15 protein-coding genes are annotated in these 17,586 nt (G+C 64.4%); 4 read left to right on the top strand and 11 right to left on the bottom strand.

Features of this window, described 5'->3' with window-relative positions; genetic code table 11:
- Positions 1 to 3: 3 nt before the first annotated feature.
- From V8V93_RS17165 to V8V93_RS17145, 5 genes are all read right to left on the bottom strand, one after another.
- A complete protein-coding gene (locus V8V93_RS17165; protein ID WP_338667852.1) occupies positions 4 to 1,470 on the bottom strand; it encodes a pyridoxal-phosphate dependent enzyme in 1,467 nt (488 codons plus the stop codon).
- Positions 1,471 to 1,490: 20 nt separating this feature from the next.
- Entirely contained in the window at positions 1,491 to 2,774 is a 1,284-nt protein-coding gene (thrC, locus tag V8V93_RS17160; RefSeq protein ID WP_338667851.1) for a threonine synthase, read from the bottom strand.
- Positions 2,775 to 2,845: 71 nt separating this feature from the next.
- Positions 2,846 to 3,880, bottom strand: a complete 1,035-nt coding sequence (locus V8V93_RS17155) for a DctP family TRAP transporter solute-binding subunit (protein ID WP_338667850.1) — start codon at positions 3,878 to 3,880, stop codon at positions 2,846 to 2,848.
- A 24-nt stretch (positions 3,881 to 3,904) separates the two neighbouring features.
- Entirely contained in the window at positions 3,905 to 5,188 is a 1,284-nt protein-coding gene (locus V8V93_RS17150) for a TRAP transporter large permease (protein WP_338667849.1), read from the bottom strand.
- Positions 5,188 to 5,682: a TRAP transporter small permease gene (locus tag V8V93_RS17145; RefSeq protein ID WP_338667848.1), complete on the bottom strand. Its 495-nt coding sequence runs from the start codon at positions 5,680 to 5,682 to the stop codon at positions 5,188 to 5,190. Before V8V93_RS17145 ends, V8V93_RS17150 begins: the two co-directional genes overlap by 1 nt.
- Positions 5,683 to 6,079: 397 nt before the next feature.
- On the opposite strand from V8V93_RS17145, the gene V8V93_RS17140 reads away from it, so the two are divergent.
- Complete coding sequence (locus V8V93_RS17140) at positions 6,080 to 7,846, top strand: sigma 54-interacting transcriptional regulator (RefSeq protein ID WP_338667847.1); 1,767 nt, start codon at positions 6,080 to 6,082, stop codon at positions 7,844 to 7,846.
- A gap of 298 nt (positions 7,847 to 8,144) precedes the next feature.
- On the opposite strand, the gene hydA is transcribed toward V8V93_RS17140, so the two are convergent.
- From hydA to V8V93_RS17115, 5 genes are read right to left on the bottom strand one after another with little or no spacing between them, the layout of a single operon-like run.
- Positions 8,145 to 9,545, bottom strand: a complete 1,401-nt coding sequence (hydA, locus tag V8V93_RS17135) for a dihydropyrimidinase (RefSeq protein ID WP_338667846.1) — start codon at positions 9,543 to 9,545, stop codon at positions 8,145 to 8,147.
- 20 nt (positions 9,546 to 9,565) lie between these two features.
- On the bottom strand, positions 9,566 to 10,348 hold the full coding sequence (locus V8V93_RS17130) for an ABC transporter permease (protein WP_338667845.1): 783 nt from the start codon (positions 10,346 to 10,348) through the stop codon (positions 9,566 to 9,568).
- Positions 10,348 to 11,235, bottom strand: coding sequence for an ABC transporter permease (locus V8V93_RS17125; protein ID WP_338667844.1), 888 nt, complete (start codon positions 11,233 to 11,235; stop codon positions 10,348 to 10,350). Before V8V93_RS17125 ends, V8V93_RS17130 begins: the two co-directional genes overlap by 1 nt.
- The gene (locus V8V93_RS17120) at positions 11,232 to 12,356 is read right to left on the bottom strand and encodes an ABC transporter ATP-binding protein (RefSeq protein WP_338667843.1); all 1,125 of its coding nucleotides are present in this window, start codon (positions 12,354 to 12,356) and stop codon (positions 11,232 to 11,234) included. Before V8V93_RS17120 ends, V8V93_RS17125 begins: the two co-directional genes overlap by 4 nt.
- Positions 12,357 to 12,359: 3 nt before the next feature.
- Positions 12,360 to 13,433 carry an ABC transporter substrate-binding protein gene (locus tag V8V93_RS17115; RefSeq protein ID WP_338667842.1) on the bottom strand — a complete coding sequence of 358 codons (1,074 nt, stop codon included), beginning with the start codon at positions 13,431 to 13,433 and terminating at the stop codon, positions 12,360 to 12,362.
- A 669-nt stretch (positions 13,434 to 14,102) separates the two neighbouring features.
- On the opposite strand from V8V93_RS17115, the gene V8V93_RS17110 reads away from it, so the two are divergent.
- The gene (locus V8V93_RS17110) at positions 14,103 to 14,414 is read left to right on the top strand and encodes a TIGR03905 family TSCPD domain-containing protein (protein ID WP_338667841.1); all 312 of its coding nucleotides are present in this window, start codon (positions 14,103 to 14,105) and stop codon (positions 14,412 to 14,414) included.
- Positions 14,415 to 14,447: 33 nt separating this feature from the next.
- Here V8V93_RS17110 and V8V93_RS17105 read toward each other — a convergent pair whose 3' ends face one another.
- Positions 14,448 to 15,155, bottom strand: coding sequence for a 4Fe-4S double cluster binding domain-containing protein (locus V8V93_RS17105; RefSeq protein WP_338667840.1), 708 nt, complete (start codon positions 15,153 to 15,155; stop codon positions 14,448 to 14,450).
- Positions 15,156 to 15,326: 171 nt separating this feature from the next.
- Here V8V93_RS17105 and V8V93_RS17100 point away from each other — a divergent pair, with 171 nt between their 5' ends.
- Together V8V93_RS17100 and V8V93_RS17095 are read left to right on the top strand one after the other, a co-directional pair.
- Positions 15,327 to 16,598, top strand: coding sequence for a permease (locus V8V93_RS17100; protein WP_338667839.1), 1,272 nt, complete (start codon positions 15,327 to 15,329; stop codon positions 16,596 to 16,598).
- Positions 16,599 to 16,841: 243 nt separating this feature from the next.
- Positions 16,842 to 17,465: a hypothetical protein gene (locus V8V93_RS17095; protein ID WP_338667837.1), complete on the top strand. Its 624-nt coding sequence runs from the start codon at positions 16,842 to 16,844 to the stop codon at positions 17,463 to 17,465.
- Positions 17,466 to 17,586 lie beyond the last annotated feature (121 nt).

Here is a 17,586-nt window from a genome sequence, read left to right as displayed (position 1 = left end):
CTCCTAGCCTTCGAGCAGACCGGTGCGAGCGTTGAATTCGTTGATCAGCCTGTCCACCTCGGGGGCCAGCTTTTGGACGGACTTCCAGTAGTTCTCGTCGTACCACTGGGCCTGGATGTCCTCGAAGGCCATGCCCTGCTGTTCGATCCAGGTGTAGTACTTGAGGTTGTGGATGCGCTTGCGGTCGTAGTAGCCGAGCTCCTCCATGTTGTCGATGGCCGTGGCGGCCAACATGCCGCGCGAATAGGCGGCGTCCTTTTCGCCGTATGCGCCCTTATCCTCGGTCAGCTCGGCCAGGCGGCTCTGGTACATCTCCATGGAGTCCGTGGCCACGCTCAGGACCACGTCGTCCTCGCCCAACTCGTAGTACTTGGCGAACTTGACGGCCGAGATCATGTTGGCCACCGAGGAGATGCCCAGCAGGTGCAGGTTGTCGGCGATCTCGTCCGGCACGCCGTGCTCCTTGAGGGCCTTGACGCCCGCGGGCTCGTTGAACAGCCGGATGAGGTTCATGGGCACCTCGTCGTCCACGGCGATGACCATGTCCGTGTTGCGCACGTTGTGCACCCAGGGCACGTGCTTGTCGCCGATGCCCTCGATGCGGTGCGCGCCGAACCCGTTGTTCAGCAGGGTGGGGCATTGCAAGGCCTCGCAGGCGGCCACCTTGACGTGGGCGTACTGCTGCTTGAGGTAGTCGCCGCTGGCCAGGGTGCCGCCCGAGCCCGTGGACAGGACCACGCCCTTGAACCGCTTGTCCGCGTCGTCGGTCAGGGACTCGACCAGCTCGACCATGGCCCGGCCGGTCACGGTGTAGTGCCACAGGTAGTTGCCCATGTCGTCGAACTGGTTGAAGATCATGATGTCGTCGCCGCTCTTCCGCAGCTCCCAGCACTTGTCGAAGATCTCCTTGACGTTGGACTCGGAACCCGGGGTCTTGATGGTCTCGCCCGCCACCTGGGACAGCCAGTCGAAGCGCTCCCGGCTCATGCCCTCGGGCAGGATGGCGATGGATTCGCAGCCGAGCAGGTTGGAGTCGTAGGCCCCGCCACGGCAGTAGTTGCCGGTGGACGGCCAGACCGCCTTCTGCCTGCGCGGGTCGAACTGGCCGGTGACCAGGCGCGGGGCCAGGCAGCCGAAGGCCGCGCCGACCTTGTGGGCCCCGGTGGGGAACCACTTGCCGACCAGCATGACGATGCGCGCGGGCACGCCGGTCAGGGAGGAGGGCAACTCGATGTGGTTCACGCCCGCATACGTGCCGCCGCTCACGGCGGGCTCGTTCTTCCAGGTGATGCGGAAGAGGTTCAGGGGGTTGAGGTCCCACAGCCCCACGGAGCCCAACTTCTCCTTGACGGCGGCCGGAATCTTCTCCGGGTGGCACATCTGTTCCAGGGTGGGGATGACGATATTCTTCTCGCGCGCGCAGGCCACGGCGCTTTCCAGGCCCTGCGGGTTGATGGTCAGGTCAAGCATGGTTGTCCGTCCTTTATCAGTTATGATTCTTGGTTTCGCGTAGTGTTGTCCAGGGCGTCTTCCAGGGCGCCGAGGGTCGGGGCGATGACCGGGGGCTCGGCGTCGCAGGCCTTGATGGTCGCGTCCACGTCCTTGAGCCCGGAGCCGGTCACGAGCAGCACGCAGGTCTCGTCCCCGGCCACCAGGTCCCGGTCCAGGGCCGCGTGCAGCCCGGCCAGGGGCGAGGCTCCGGCGGGTTCGGCGAACACGCCGCTGGCGCGGGCCAGTTCCGGGATGGCCGCGAGGATGGCCTCGTCGGACACGCGCAGGAAGGCCCCGCCCGTGCCGTTGACCGCGGCCAGGGCCTTGCGGCGGTCGCGGGGCAGCCCCGCGGAAATACTGTCGGCCACGGTGTGGGCCCGGATGGCCGGAAAGGTCACCGGGTCGGCCCCTTCCTTCCAGCAGCGGTACAGGAAGTCGCTGCCCTCGGCCTGGACGCCCATGAGCCGGGGCAGGCGGTCGATCCAGCCCAGCCGGAACATGTCCATGAACCCCTTGTGCAGGCCGGAGATGATGCAGCCGTCGCCCACGCCCACGAACACGGCGTCCGGGCACTGCCAGCCGAGCTGTTCGCAGATCTCGAAGGCGGCGGTCTTCTTGCCTTCGGCCATGTACGGGTTGAAGCCGGTGTTGCGGTTGTACCAGCCGTATTCCCTCGCGGCCTTCAGGCACAGTTCGAAGGCGTCGTCGTAGCTGCCGTCCACCAGGAAGACCCTGGCCCCGTAGGCCAAAAGCTGGGCTACTTTGGCCCTCGGGGCCGAGCGGGGCACGAAGATGGTGCAGGCCATGTCGCTCGCCGCGCACATGCCCGCCAGGGCGGCGGCCGCGTTGCCGGTGGAGGCGGTGGTGATCATATCCGCGCCGGCCTCGCGCGCCTTCATCACGGCCAGGGCGCTGGCCCGGTCCTTGAGGGAGCCGGTGGGCTGGCGGGAGTCGTCCTTGACGTACAGGGTGCCGAGACCGACCGATTTGGCCAGGCGGCCGGTCTCGTAGAGCGGGGTCCAGCCCACGCTCGCGGCCGGAGCCGGGGTGTCGGGCAGGACCGGCAAAAGCGGGCGGTAGCGCCACTGGCTGCATGTCCTGTCCTGGGCCAGGCTCTGGGGGGAAATTCGTCGCCCGATGGCGTCGTAGTCGTATTCGATGTCCAGGATGCCTTCGTTGCCGTGGTCCGGACAGACGTAGTCCACCTCGCCGGGGAGGTAGGTCTTGCCGCAGATGGTGCAGCGCATTCCTGTGATGTGATCGGGCCGGGGTGTCTTGTTCATGTCTTTGCTTGCGGTTGTGATGGCCGGGCGGCGGGGTGGTCCCGCCGCCCGGCGTTCAAGCCTTGGGCCGGTTACTTGGAGGCCTCTTTGATGGCTTCCAGGAACGAGTTCAGCATGTCCTTGCCCTCGGCGCCGAAGTGCTCTTCGAGGTACTTCATGACGACCGGCTGGGAAGCGGCGCGGAAGCGCTCCTTCTCGGACTCGGGCAGGGTGTAGATTTCCATCTTCTTGGACAGGAAGGGCAGGCCGCGGTCGGACGCCTCGATGGCGTTGGCGATGCCGCGCGAGACCACGATGGCGGTCTTGGCGGCGCTCTCGACGACCTGGCGCTCGGACGGGGTCAGGGAGTTGTAGAAGTCCATGTTCATCAGCCAGACGTGGGGCGCGAACAGGTGGTTGGAGATGGTCAGGTACTTCTGGACCTCATACAGCTTGGCGAACTCGACGATGGGCACCGGGTTCATCTGGCCGTCGGCCACGCCGGTCTGCAGGGAGGTGTAGACCTCGGACCAGGCGATGGACACGGGCTGGCCGCCCAGGGAGGAGACGAGCATCTTGTGGGTGTCCAGGCCCATGGTGCGGATCTTCAGGCCCTTCATGTCTTCCAGGGTCTTGATCGGGTGTTTGGAGTTGGTGAACTGGAAGAAACCGCCGGAGTCGGAGAAACCGAGGCACTTCATGCCGGTCTTGGCGGAGATGTCGCCGGCCAGTTTCTTGCCGAAGGGACCGTCGAAGACTTCGTAGGCCACGGCGTGGTTGGGGAAGGCGAACGGCACGTCGAGCACGGAGATCATGGGGTAGACGCTGCCCACCGCGCCCACGGAGTGCACGCCGAGCTGGATGATGCCGTCCTTGACCTGCTGGACCACTTCGGCGTCCTTGCCGAGCTGGCCGCTGGGGAATATCTGGACCTGGACCTCGCCGTTTGTGCCGGACTCGACCAGGTTCTTGAAGACCACGGCGGCCGCGCCGGACGGGTTGTCGAAGGCGCCGTTCTTGTTCAGGTGGTGCATCTTGATGACCTTGGCGGCCAGCGCACCCTGGGCCGAGCACAGCATCAAGGCCGCCACGGCGATCAGGACAGTCAGTTTCTTACCGATTCTCATAGGATCCTCTCATGGTTTGTTCCGCTACATGTCGAGCAGAAGTTTGGGGAAAAACATGGCCAGGTCCGTCCAGAAGGTGGTCAGGAAGAGCACGCCCACCTCCACGAGTATGAACGGCCACAGGGAAGCGCTGATGCGCTCTATGCGCTCGCCCGTGACCGAGGAGAGCACGAAGATGCAGGCCCCCACGGGCGGGGTCATGAGCGATATGTTCAGGGTCAGGACGATCATCACGCCCGCGTGCACCGGGTTCATGCCGATGGCCTGGGTCAGGGTGCCGAGCATGGGCGTCAGGATGATCAGCGCCGCGTTGATGTCCATGAACATACCGATGCCCAGGAGCAGGAGCAGGATCATGGCCTTGACCATCCACGGGGTGGTGGACAGGGACAGGAAGGCGTCCGCGATCTGCTGCGGGATCTGCATGAAGGTCATCCACCAGCTCAGGATCGAGGCCGAGGCGATGATCAGGAAGACCACGCCGGTGATCCGGGCCGTGCGGATGAGCATCTCCACGATGTCGTTGAAGGTCAGGTTGCGGTGGATGACCACGCCCACGAACAGGGCGTAGAAGACCGCGATGGCCGCCGCCTCGGTGGGGGTGACGATGCCGCCCAGGATGCCGCCCAGGATGATGGCGGGCATGATCAGGGCGAGCAGCGACCCCTTGAAGGCGAAGAGAATCTCACGAAGCGACGGGCTGCCTTCCTTCTTGGGCAGGCCGAGCTTGCGCCCGAGCGCCACGATCAGGGCCATGCACACCAGGCAGATAAGCAGGCCGGGCAGGATGCCCGCCGCGAACAGCCCGGCGATGGACACGCCCGCCAGCGACCCGTAGATGACCATCAGGTTGGACGGCGGGATGGTCGGTCCGATGATCGAACCCGCGGCGGTGACCGCGCAGGCGAACGGCCGGGAATAGCCCTGCTTGACCATGGCCGGGACCAGGGTGTTGCCGAAGGCCGCCGCGTCGGAAACGGCCGCGCCGGTCATGCCCGCGAAGAGCACCGAGGCGAGCATGTTCGAGTGGGCCAGGCCGCCGCGCAGGTAACCCACCAGGGCGTCGGCCAGGTTGGCGATGCGCTGGGTCATGCCCACGCGGTTCATGATCTCGCCCGCCAGGATGAAGAAGGGCATGGCCATGAAGGTGAACAGGTTCAGCCCCTCGAAGAATCGTTTGGGGGCCATGACCAGGAAGTTGTCTCCGCCCACCTGGACCAGGCCGGCCACGCCCGCGATGCCGAGCACGAAGCCGATGGGCACGCCGACGAGCAGCAGGCCGAAGAAGATGATGGCGACGGTCAGCATCAGGCGGCCTCCTTCCTGGTGAACAAGGGGGTGATCCCGGCCGCGTCGCGGATCATGACCGCAGCGATCTGGACGGCCGTGAGTCCGGCGGTGACCGGTACGGCGGTGAAGGGCAGGAACATGGTCATGCCGAAGATGGTCGCGTACTGGTTCGCCCCGCCCTTGGCCATGGTCACGCCGTAGTATGTCAGGAACAGGAAGAAACCCAGGCCGAGCAGGTCGAGGACCATGCGCGCGGGCATCTGTAAGTTCAGCGGGAGCCGGGAGAAGACCAGGTCCAGCCCGATGTGCTCGCGCCGGTAGGCGCAGCAGGGCACGGCCAGGAGCGCGGCCCAGATCATGATGTAGCGGGCCAGTTCCTCGGTCCAGGTGACCCCCAGGGCCAGGGCGTAGCGTTCGAGAATCCCGAACCAGACCACGCCGATCATCCCGGCCACCAGCAGGGCGCAGAGCCGCTCCAGGACGTAGTTCAGCCGGTAGGAAAACCGTTCCACGGCGCCTGCCAGGATGACGAAGGGTGTTGTTTGTTGTGTTTGCATAGTGTGTGTGGTTTGAGGTGATGCCCCGTTAAAGCAGATACCGTGCCAGCCTGGAGGGCGCTGCGAGATTTTTTACCGTTTTGGTATTTTTTTGATATAACCTTTAATATCAGTATGTTATTTGTAAATTATTGCACCGGTTTCACCGGGCGGCAATGCGCGATATTGCTTGAACCCCAGAGTGATTACGATTATGTCACAAGTGTTTTCATTTTGATACCGGCGGCCGTCTTGCCGAGCCGCCGAGCGAAAACGACACGATGCCGGGTTGTTGCGGCCCTGCCACAATGGTTGTGGCGCAACGACAGTATCGTTCTGATACCGGGGATGGTGCCCCATCGGAGAACGCGCAATGGAAGTGAACGTGGAGAACGTGCCCCAGGACCTGTGGGAGATCAGCGGGGCCGCGGCCAAGTACGCGGCGGTCATATCAAGAGTGTTGCGGGTGGACGTGGAGATCGTGGACGGCAACCTCTACCGCGTGGCCGGGACCGGGCGGTTCTCCGGGCTGGTGGGCAAGCAGATGTCCTCGGCCAGCGGCGTGTACCGGCAGGTGCTCAAGACCGGGCGGCCCCTGGTCATCCGCGAGCCCGGCTTCTCCGAGTTCTGCGCCGACTGCCCCAACTGGCAGTCCTGCGACGAGACCTTCGAGATGAGCACGCCCATCCTGTACAGGGGCACCGTGGTCGGGGTCATCGGATTCGTCTGCTTCACCGAGGAGCAGAAGGCCCACATCCAGGACAACTTCGAGGTCTTCTTCGACTTTCTGGCCCAGATGGCCGACATCCTGGCCTCCAAGGTGGTCGAGTCCATGGAGTACGCCCGCAGCCTGGCGCTGGGCCAACTGCTCGAAACCGTGGTGGACAAGGTGGACGAGGGCGTACTCCTGCTCGCCCCGGACGGGCGCATCGTCCGCTCCAACCGCGCCGCCCAGCAGATCCTCGACTTCCCCCTCGAAGGCCAGGACGCCATCAAGGTCGAACTCCTGCGCGGCGAAACCCGCCTGCTCCAATACACCGAATACACGGTCAGCCTCCAGGGGCGGTCCCACGACGTGGCCGGGAACGAGTACCGCCTCCAGCACGGCGAGAGCTCCAGCATGTTCATGTTCCGCGACGCCCAGCTCATGCACGACGACGCCCTGCGCCTGGCATCCTCCCACGAACGCCTTGGCCTGGACGCCATCCTCGGCACCTCGGACGTCATCGTCACCCTCAAGGAACAGGTGGCCCGGTTCGCGGACTCCAACTCCTCGGTCCTGGTCACCGGCGAGTCCGGCACCGGCAAAGAGCTCGTGGCCCGCGCCCTGAACGAGGAGGGCGGCCGCAAGGAGGGGCCGTTCGTGGCCATCAACTGCGGGGCCATCCCCGAGACCCTGCTCGAAAGCGAGCTCTTCGGCTACGTGGGCGGGGCGTTCACCGGGGCCAACCCCAAGGGCAAGATGGGCCGGTTCGAACAGGCCAACGGCGGCACACTCTTCCTGGACGAGATCGGCGACATGCCCCTGCATCTCCAGGCCAAGCTGTTGCGCGCCCTGGAACAGCGCGAGGTCACCCGGCTCGGCTCCACCCAGCCCACGGCCATCGACGTGCGCGTGGTCTCGGCCACCAACCGCAACCTCGAAGAGATGGTCCACAACGGCACCTTCCGCGAAGACCTCTTCTACCGTCTCAACGTCATCCCCATCCACATCCCGCCCCTGCGTGAGCGCCCGCGCGACATCCACCTGCTGTCCAAGGTTTTTCTCGAACAGAGCATGGACCGGCTGGACAAGGAAATCCTGACCATCAAGGAGTCCTTCTGGTCCGCGGTCAGCGAATACCACTGGCCCGGCAATGTCCGCGAACTCCAGAACTCCATTGAATACGTGGCCAATGTGGTCGACTCCCCGGCCGTCATCACCCGCGAGACCCTGCCCCTCAAGGTCCGCTCCGGCATGCACGAGTCCGAATACGCCGACTACAACCTCGAAACCATGGAACGAACCCTCATCCAGCAGGCCCTCAAAGCCTTCGGCGACGAAACCGGTACCAAGGCCGCCAAGGAACGCGTGGCCCAAAAACTGGGTATCGGCATCGCCACGCTGTACCGCAAGATCAAGAAGTACGGTTTGGAATAGCCTCCGGCGGCCGGGGGAAGGGGGAAAGGGAACCCTTTGAAAAGGGCTTCCCTTTCCCCCTTTCCCCTTTCCTTCCGAAACTTTTTGTTTCCGCTTCGCGGGGAGAGTTACGCCGATTGGTTTTCATTTCAAAACGACGTCCCCCGCGCCCGCACGGATTCCGCCGAAGGCGGCGATAAAAAGTTCTGGAGGGGGAGTCCAGAGGGGGAACCTCTTCCAAGAGGTTCCCCCTCTGGCCGCCGGAGGCAAAAAAAAGGCCGGGTGCGCGTCAGCGCACCCGGCCTTTTTTCGTCGCCGCCTAGCTGTGGCAGGGCGGGATGCGTTGGCGCGGGGGGCGGGGGATGAATTGGCCTTGGCCGGGTTGGGCGGTGACCCGATCGTTTTCGAAGACGACGTCGCCGGACAGGATGGTCATGACGGGCGAGCCGGTGAAGGTCATGCCTTCGAATATGCTGTAGTCGATGGCGTGGCGGTGGGTCTTGGCCGACACGGTGTGTTGCTTTTTCGGGTCCCAGAGGACCAAGTCGGCGTCGGCGCCGGGCGCGATAACGCCCTTGCGCGGGTGGATGTTGTAGATTTTCGCGGCATTGGTGGAGGTCACGGCCACGAACTGTTCCGGGGTGATGCGGCCCTTGGCCACGCCTTCGCTGAAGACGATGCGCATGCGGTCTTCCAGGCCGGGCGCGCCGTTCGGGATCTTGGTGAAGTCGTCCAGGCCGAGGTTGCGCTGGGCCTGGGTGAAGGTGCAGTTGTCGCTGCCGATGACCCGGATGTGGCCGTCGGCGAGCCCCTGCCACAGGGCCTCGCGGTGCTCGGCGGAGCGGAAGGGCGGGCTCATGACGTAGCGGGCGGCGATTTCCGGGTCATCGTTGAAGTACACGGACTCGTCCAGGAGCAGGTGGCCGCACAGGGACTCGGCGTAGACCTCCTGTCCCGTGGCCTGGGCGCGGATGACCGCGTGCAGGGCGTCCTCGCAGCTCATGTGCACGATGTAGATGGGCGCGCCCGCGATCTTGGCGAGCGCGATGGCGTGGTAGGTGGCCTCGCCCTCGGCGATAGGCGGGCGGGACAGGACGTGTCCCCGGGGCTGGGTGATGCCCTTGTCCAGGAGCTTGCGCTGCATGTAGGTGATGATCTCGTCGTTTTCGGCGTGCACGGTGCAGAGCGCGCCCAGTTCGCGGGCCAGGGCGAAGCTGGCGAGCATCTGCTCGGGCTCGAGCATGAGCGAGCCCTTGTAGGTGGTGAAGTGCTTGAAGGAGTTGACGCCGCGTTCCTCGGCCAGGACGCGCAGCTCTTTGGCGGCCTGCTCGTCGAACCAGGTCACGGTGGCGTGGTAGGAGTAGTGGCAGGTGGCCTTGGCCGCGCGCTCCATGCAGATGTCGCAGGCCTCCAGGTAGGACTGGCCGTACTTGGGGTTGATGAAGTCGATGACCATGGTGGTTCCGCCGGACAGGGCGGCGCGGCCGCCGTTGTCGAAGCCGTCGGCGGTGCGGGTGACCGGGGTGGGCATCTCCAGGTGGGTGTGCGGGTCGATGCCGCCGGGGATGACCATGAGGCCCTTTGCGCCGAGAGTGCGGTAGTCCGGCCCCGCGCCGAGGTTGGGGGCCACTTCCCTGATCACGGTGTCCTCGATGAGCACGTCCGCGTATTCCGAGCGGTCCGCGTTCACGACCAGACCGTTTTTGATGAGCAGTTTCATTATGTTGCCTCGTGTTTCGGTCAGGCCTGTACGGAGCGCCGCCGGAACCATTCGCTGATCACGATGACCAGGATGTTGAACAGGACGATGAGCATGGCCAGGGCGTTCAGGCTCGGGGAGAGGTGGAACCGGAAGTCCGAGGCCACCAGCACGGACAGGGGCTGGGCCCGGCCGCTGGTGAAGTAGGAGACCGTATACTCGGCGTTGGACAGGACGAACGAGATGAACGATCCGGCCAGGATGCCGTTTTTCATCAGCGGCAGGGTCACCCGTCGGAAGGTCTGCCAGGGCGTGGCCCCGAGGTCTCCGGCGGCCTCCTCCAGCCGCTTGTCCACGCGGAACAGGACCGAGGCGATGATCACGGTGACGAACGGCAGGATGATCATGGATTGGGAGATCCACACGGTGTAGAGGCCCTTGGGAATGCCCACGTCGTTGAGAAAGGTCACCTGGGCGATGGCGAAGATGAGCTTGGGCACGAAGAAGGGCAGCACGAGCAGGGCCAGGAAGGCGGTCTTGCCCTTGAACTTGTGGCGCGTCAGGACCAGGGCGGCCATGGAGCCGAGCACGGTGGTGATGATGGTCACCGGGAAGGCCACGGCCATGGTGGTCAGCAGCCCCTTGAAGATGCGGCCGTCGTGCAGGATCTGGGTGTACCAGTCGAAGGTGAACCCGGTCAGGGGGAAGGCGATCATGTCCGAGGCGTTCAGGGAGAACAGGCCCATGAGCATGATCGGCAGGTAGACGAAGCCGTAGACCACGAAGGTGTAGCCGCGCAGGGCGGCCCATCCGGAGAGGCGCATTATTTCGCCCCCCTGATGCCGCGTCCCCAGGGGGACTTGTAGAAGAGATACACGGCGGCGGTGATGAACGCGGCCATGGCGGTCAGGAGGACCCAGGCCAGCGCCGAGCCCGTGGGCCAGTCGAAGGCCGCGCCGAACATGTCGTGGATGGCGCTGGTCACGGTCACGCCCGAGGAGCCGCCGATGAGCTGCGGGGTCAAGTAGTCGCCGACCACCAGGACGAAGACCATCATGAATCCGGCGATGAGGCCGGCCCCGGTCAGGGGCAGGACCACCTTGAAGAAGGTGGCCGCGTGGCGGCAGCCCAGGTCCATGGCGGCTTCGAGATAGGAATCGTCCATGGCCTCGATGGCCGCCCACAAGGGCAGGACCATGAACGGCAGGTAGTTGTAGGTCAGGACCACCACCGTGGAAAAGGGCGAGAAGAGGAGCACCCAGATGGGCTCCTTGATGATCCCCAGCCACATGAGCAGGGAGTTGAGCACGCCCTCGGCCCCGAGGACCACCCGCCAGGCGAAGATGCGGATCAGGTCGCCGGTGTACAGCGGGATGAGCAGCAGGGTGAGCAGCGGAGCCTTGTAGACCTTGACCCTTTTCGCGATGAAGAAGGCCAGCGGGTAGGCGATGACCGAGCAGATGGCCGCGATGCCGATGCCGTACATCAGCGCCTTGATCACCAGGCCGCGGTAGGTCGCGCTTTCGAGGACCCGGGCGTAGTTGGCCAGGGTGGGCTCGCGCAGGATGGCCACGAAGTCCACCTGGAAAAAACTGTAGCTGAACAGCACGGCCAGGGGGGCCACGCAGAAGACGGCCAGGAACAGGACGTTGGGCCCGGTCAGGGCCAGCAGGGTCAGTTGCCGGACGCGGTCGATGCGCTTTGAGCTCATAGCGCGCCGCCTCCCTCGGGGGGGGCGCCGTGGACCACGCGCAGCCGGTGGCCCGGCACGGCCAGGTCCAGGGAATCGCCGGGCTCGGCCGGAACGTCGTGGGACAACCGGGCCACGATGCGCTGCCCGGCCACCTCCACCTCGACCATCTTGACGCTGCCCTGGAAGACCACGTGGGTGACCGTGGCTCTGAAGGTCATGGATTGCGCCTCGGGCGCGCCCACGGGTTGGGTGTCCTCGGCCCGGACGCACAGGCAGGCGGGTTCATTCACGGCGACCTTGGGGCTGCTCGGGGCCTCGATGGTTCCGAGCGGGGTCTCGATGGCCGCCTTGCCGGACGCTTTGTCGACCGAGACGACCGTGCCGGGGACGAGGTTCGCGCCGCCGATGAAGTCGGCCACGTAGGCATTGACCGGGGCATGGTAAATTTCTTCGGGACAGGCCGCCTGTTCGATGCGTCCGCCGTTCATGACGATGATGATGTCGGACAGGGCAAAGGCCTCCTCCTGATCGTGGGTGACGTAAAGGAAACTCATGGCCAGCCGCTGCTGGAGGTCCTTGAGCTCCACCTGCATGTGGCGGCGCATCTTGAGGTCCAGCGCACCGAGCGGTTCGTCGAGCAGGAGCAGCTTGGGCTCGTTGACGAAGGCGCGGGCCAGGGCCACGCGCTGCTGCTGCCCGCCCGAGAGCTGGGACGGGTAGCGCGCGGCCATGGACTCCATCTTGACGGTTTCGAGCGCCTTGTCCACGCGGCGTTTGACCTCGATCTTGGGCAGCTTGCGCAGGTTCAGGCCGAAGGCCACGTTGTCGGCCACGCGCAGGTGCGGGAACAGGGCATAGTTCTGGAAGACCGTGTTGATGGGGCGCTCGTAGGGCATGACGCCCATGAGCGGGGTGCCCTGGAGGGTGAGCGAGCCGTCGGTCACGGACTCGAACCCGCCGATCATGCGCAGGATGGTGGTCTTGCCGCAGCCGGACGGGCCCAGAATGGTCACGAAGCAGTCGTCCGGAATGTCGAAGTCCACCCCGTGCACGGCGCGGAACGACCCGTAGTCCTTGGTCAGGCCCCGGGCCTCCAGCAGGACGCTGGAGGCCGGGGTCGTTGTGCAATGGCGGTTCATGGACTAGCTGGCCTTCACTTCGTTCCAGATGCGCACCCACTTGCCGTAGTCGGCCGGGTTTTCCTTCCAGACGAAGCTGTCCATGACGCTGAGGTCCTTGATGAAGATGCGGTCCTGCTCCTCCGGGGTCAGCTTGGCGCGGGCCGTGGAGGTGGAGATGGCGTACGGGCCGTCCAGGGCGAGCTTGTAGCCGTAGTCCGGGCCGAGCACGTAATTGATCAGTTCGTGTGCGGCGGCGGCCCCTTCCGGAGAGGCGTCCTTGGGGATGGCGCAGGTGTCGCACCAGCCGATGACCCCTTCCTTGGGCTTGGCCATGCCCATGTCGATGCCCTTGGCGCGCAGGTCGTAGTAGGGCGGGACCCAGGAGAAGGCGCAGACCACCTCGCCGGTGGCGAACAGGTTGGTCAGGTCGGCGATGGAGTTCCAGTAGGTGCGCAGCAGCTTCTTCTGGGCGATGCAGGCCTTCTTGCACTCGGCCAGTTCCTTGTCGTCCATCTTGAAGATGCGCTCGCGCGGGATGCCGACGTACATGGCGGCGATGGCGATGGCCTCCAGGGCGTAGTCGCGCATGGCCAGGCGGCCCTTGTACTTCTCACCCTCGAACAGGGTGGACCAGTCGGGTTCCTTGTCCATCAGGTCGGCGCGGTAGACGATGGGGTTGATGCCCCAGTAGAACGGGATGCCGTAGGTCTTGCCGTCCTTCTTGCCCAGCGGGGTGTTCATGAACGGGGCGTAGCGTTTGGCCGCGTTGGGAATCTTGGAAAGGTCGAGCGGCTGGAGCAGGTCGGCGGCCACGTAAAGCTCGACCTTGTCCAGGCCCGGGGTAATCAGGTCCCAGTCGGCCCCGCCGCCCGCCCGGATCTTGGCGAACTGCTCGTCATCGGAGCCGATGAACCCCTTGTCGATGGAAATACCGGTGGATTTGACGAAGTCGGCCACGTACTTGTCGTAGGCCAGGTTCTCCCAGGTAAGCCAGTGCACGGCCCTGTCCGCGGCCCAGGACAAGCCCGGAACGGTGCCGAGCATGGTGCCCACGGCGCCCATGGCCGAATATTTCAGGAACTCCCTTCTGCGCATATGTCCTCCTTGGTGTGGTACTGCTGCGATTGGCAGGCGCACGTTGTTGATGGAATGACTTGAGCAATATGCGTACCACCTCGGCGGCGAATATGGATTGAATTGTTAAAAATGTAAAAACAAGTAGCTTTTGTATGGGTGTTGTCCTCTGCTTTTCCCGTTATTGCAAAAAACGGCAACCATTGGCCTGACTGGCTCGCGGCCGGTTTTCAGGCAGGGTTCATGGGCTGTGTCGGAGGGGAGCCACGTTCATGCCGCAATCCTTGCCGGACCTGCCCACGACTCCCCCATCCGGGGGCTCCGGTTGTATCATTTTGAGAACGGGCGAGCGCGCGCCTGGCTGAGGTGCGGTTTCAACTTGTTGATATGGCAATGTTTCTGGTTGGCGTTGAATCGGAATGGGACGTGTTATCGAAATGATATTCAGGTTGACAATTATGTGCCACACAATCGAGCCGGGATGGATTCCGGCGGGCGGGGGTGTCGGTTTGTCCTTGCGGAAGATGCCACCGGGGGGTATATTGCCGTTCTCCACGCGAACACGGAAGCGCGCTGGTCCCCTGTTGCACCGGCCGGGACCGCGGACCGCCACGGGCGGGAAGCGGTTTTTTCATTGCCCGCGATTTTTACGGGCCGTTTCGCCAACCTCAACCCCACATCGTCCAAGACATGAAATCCAATCTCTCCGAACTCACTCCCCTTGCCCCTCTCGACCTGGCCGCTCCGGCCGACGAGGACCTCGAAATCTTCAAACCCGAGAACGTCTGTTCCAAGATGATCCGCTACAAGGTCGAGAATGGCCGGCTGACGCGCCTTGACTTCACCGGCGGGTGCGACGGCAACCTCAAGGCCATCGCCGCCCTGGTGGAAGGCATGAAGGTCGAGGACGTGGTGGACAAACTCAAGGGCATCACCTGCGGGAAGAAGGACACTTCCTGCGTCGACCAGCTCTGCGTCGCCCTGCTGGGCGGCAGTCACTGATCGGGCGGCTTTTCCCGGCCGGCATAACCGCCGTCAGGCCGCCTCGCGCTTCTTTGCGCCCCAGGGGCAGACCTTGATGCACACGCCGCAGATGGACGCGCCGATGTTCTCCATCCTGGCGCAGACCTCGCGCACGTGGCGGACGCAGCGCTCGAAGTGCAGGGCCTCGTCCCTGGAGGCGTAGTGCGAGTCGGTGTTCACGTTCTTGATGGCCCCGGCCGGGCAGGCGTCCGTGCATTTGGTGCACCCGCCGCAACGGTTTTTGAGGGGCTCGTCCGAAACCAGGTCCGCATCGGTCAGCACGGTGACCAGCCGGATGCGCGGGCCGTAGTCCGGGCTGACCGTGAGCAGACTCTTGCCCTGCCAGCCGATCCCGGCGGCCACGGCCACGGCCTTGTGCGACAGGTAGGAGACGTTGCGCTCCTCGTCGAGGGTCTGGCTGGCGGGCAGGGGCATGGCCCTGGCCCCGCGCTCCTCGATGTACCGGGTGACCTTGAGCGCCGTCTCGTCCAGCAGAGCGTTCACCCGTAAATAGTGCGAGGCGTAGATCGGCGTGGGCCGGTCCGTGATGGTCTCCATGATCGACCCGCTCAGGGCCACGGCCAGGGACACTGCGTAGCGGAATCCGTCCAGGAGATCGGGCGGCATGGTCTCGATGCCCCGGAGCCGGTCGAGGTCGGCGATGCGGGCCACGGTCGCGCCCGCGTCCACTGCGAATCCCTTGAGTTCTTTACTGTTCATGCCCATAGGCTAGCAACGCTTCCGCTTCCTTACAAGCGAACTTTCCGTCTCACGCCCGCCCCGCCGCACCGATGCGCGGATGCATTTCTTCAAGCCCCGGTTTGCGACGGGCGTGTTCGTGTGCTATGATTATACGTTGTATGATCCGCAATTATCGAGACAAGGAGAGGCATGAAGACGTTTTTAACTCTATGGAACGAAGCGGCAATAACCTCGCTCGGCCTGTTCTGGACGGCCTTCTGGGCCTTCGGGCTGGGCTATCTGGTCAGCAGCATGATCCAGGTCTTCGTCACCCGCAGCCGCATGAAGCGGGGCATGGGCACGGCCACGGCCGGGAGCGTCGCGTTCAGCACCTTTTTCGGCTTCCTGTCCAGTTCGTGCAGCTTTGCGGCCCTGTCCACCACCCGTTCGCTGTTTGCCAAGGGGGCCGGACTGGTGCCTGCCCTGGCCTTCATGCTCTCCTCCACCAACCTGGTGGTGGAGTTGGGGATCATCATCGCCCTGTTTCTCTCCTGGCAGTTCGTGGTCGGCGAATACCTCGGCGGCATCCTGCTCATCGCCTTCATGTGGATCGTGGTCGTCCTGACCCTGCCGGACGGGTTGGAGGAGAAGGCCAGGGAGCACGCCCGCGTCAGGGCCGGGGATGACGACGGGGACGAGAATCCGGACTGGCGGGCCATGATCCGTTCGCCCGAGGGATGGCTCCGGGTGGCCCGGCGTTACGGCATGGAGTGGGACATGGTCTGGAAGGACGTGGCCATCGGCTTCACCGTGGCGGGCATCATCGCGACCTTCGTGCCGCGCGGCTTTTTCCAGACCCTGTTCATCGACTCCGGAGCGGCCCATCCGGCCTTCTGGCAGGTCCTGGCCCAGGCCGTCATCGGGCCCATAGCCGCCTTCTTCACTTTTATCGGTTCCATGGGCAACGTGCCCCTGGCCGCCGTGCTCTTCACCAACGGAGTCAGCTTCGCCGGGGTCATGGCCTTCCTGTTCAGCGATCTGGTGGTCTTCCCGGTGGTGCGCATCCAGGCGGGCTACTACGGCTGGAAGATGGCCCTCTACCTTGTCGGCGTCCTGCTCCTGGCCCTGGTGGCCACGTCCGTGGTCCTGCACTACGGCTTCGCCGCCTTCGACATGCTGCCCAAGAGCGCGTCGGGAAAGATCATGGCCGACCGCGAATTCTTCGCCGTGGACTACACCATGTTCCTTGACGCGGCCTTCGCCGTCATGTCCGCGGCGTTCTGGCTGTGGAAGCGGAGGGCCGACCGTGCCGCCATGGCCGGGCACATGGACCACGGTTCCGACCATGCGGGGATGTCCCACGAACACGGCGGCATGGACCACGGTTCGCCCGCCCTGGGCGACCGCTTCCTCTTCTGGTTCGCCATGGCCGCCTTCGCCTGGCTGGCCGGCGGCATGCTCGCCCCCCTGTTCGCGGGCTGAGGCCGCCTCCGATCCATCCCGCAAAATCCCGCCCCGAACGCGCAAGACCCGCGGCAACGGCCTTGCAATATCGCGCCAGCGCGACCAAGATCTGGCAAAATGGGGGATTTGTCGAATCTTGCAACAATAATTAGTCAATTAAATCAATCAAGTGAAAAAAATATTTTGATCAGGGCTCAGGCGGCATGCCCTATGCAAAGTTGAGAGGCAAGAAACGCGACCACCCAACAAGGAGTGAGGATAATGGAAATAGTATTTAGCGCACACGGTCATTCATGCGACCTTGCACTGCATCCGGTTTCCGAGAAGACGGCCCGCACCATCGAGAAGTACGGATCCGAGGTCTATTCCATGAGAGCCCTGGAATGGTGGCGCAAGGGCAAGACCGCCACCTGGGGCATGCGCATCGACGACATGTGCAACATCCAGGTCATGGTGGACGGCCACCCGGTGGAGTTCGACTACGACCGCATCATCTCCAATCCGCTGAAGATACGCCGCCGCATGTACCTCGACAGCCGGGCCAAGTACCTCTGTGTGCTCGGTTTCGACAATGAAATTTGCAAGTTTTCCTGGAAGTGGAGCGATGTCTCCGAGTACGACCCCTCCCAGTTCGAGTTCATGGTCCACCAGTGGGACCGTATCATGGGCGAAGAGGGCTACTACATCCTGGACGAAATCCGCTACGGCAACGAGTTCGCCACCAGCCACGACTGGTGCGACGCCTCGGGTTTCACCCTGGTGGCTCCGCGCATCATCGACCTCGAAGAGGTTCGGCGCGAGCTGGCCCAGGGCGGTCCGGAGCACATCGGCCCCGCTTTCCCCTCCCCCCAACACACCACACCTTCTCCCAAGTCCCCGGAGTAGTCCGGGCACTCCTCTTCCCGTCAGGGGCATCCGCAAGCCCCGCAGGGCAGGCCCCGCGCAGCGATGCGCGGGGCCTTAGGTTTTTGGGGCCCCGGCCCCCCGGAAGACGGGGAAACCGCCC

It is taken from the genome of Pseudodesulfovibrio sp. 5S69 (assembly GCF_037094465.1).
GTDB lineage: Bacteria > Desulfobacterota > Desulfovibrionia > Desulfovibrionales > Desulfovibrionaceae > Pseudodesulfovibrio > Pseudodesulfovibrio methanolicus.
This window is presented reverse-complemented; position numbering and strand designations above follow the sequence as displayed.

Coding starts and splice junctions, on each gene's coding strand:
- V8V93_RS17165 (WP_338667852.1), bottom strand. CDS start 1,470: ATGCTTGACCTGACCATCAACCCGCAGGGCCTGGAAAGCGCCGTGGCC.
- thrC (WP_338667851.1), bottom strand. CDS start 2,774: ATGAACAAGACACCCCGGCCCGATCACATCACAGGAATGCGCTGCACC.
- V8V93_RS17155 (WP_338667850.1), bottom strand. CDS start 3,880: ATGAGAATCGGTAAGAAACTGACTGTCCTGATCGCCGTGGCGGCCTTG.
- V8V93_RS17150 (WP_338667849.1), bottom strand. CDS start 5,188: ATGCTGACCGTCGCCATCATCTTCTTCGGCCTGCTGCTCGTCGGCGTG.
- V8V93_RS17140 (WP_338667847.1), top strand. CDS start 6,080: ATGGAAGTGAACGTGGAGAACGTGCCCCAGGACCTGTGGGAGATCAGC.
- hydA (WP_338667846.1), bottom strand. CDS start 9,545: ATGAAACTGCTCATCAAAAACGGTCTGGTCGTGAACGCGGACCGCTCG.
- V8V93_RS17130 (WP_338667845.1), bottom strand. CDS start 10,348: ATGCGCCTCTCCGGATGGGCCGCCCTGCGCGGCTACACCTTCGTGGTC.
- V8V93_RS17125 (WP_338667844.1), bottom strand. CDS start 11,235: ATGAGCTCAAAGCGCATCGACCGCGTCCGGCAACTGACCCTGCTGGCC.
- V8V93_RS17120 (WP_338667843.1), bottom strand. CDS start 12,356: ATGAACCGCCATTGCACAACGACCCCGGCCTCCAGCGTCCTGCTGGAG.
- V8V93_RS17115 (WP_338667842.1), bottom strand. CDS start 13,433: ATGCGCAGAAGGGAGTTCCTGAAATATTCGGCCATGGGCGCCGTGGGC.
- V8V93_RS17110 (WP_338667841.1), top strand. CDS start 14,103: ATGAAATCCAATCTCTCCGAACTCACTCCCCTTGCCCCTCTCGACCTG.
- V8V93_RS17105 (WP_338667840.1), bottom strand. CDS start 15,155: ATGAACAGTAAAGAACTCAAGGGATTCGCAGTGGACGCGGGCGCGACC.
- V8V93_RS17100 (WP_338667839.1), top strand. CDS start 15,327: ATGAAGACGTTTTTAACTCTATGGAACGAAGCGGCAATAACCTCGCTC.
- V8V93_RS17095 (WP_338667837.1), top strand. CDS start 16,842: ATGGAAATAGTATTTAGCGCACACGGTCATTCATGCGACCTTGCACTG.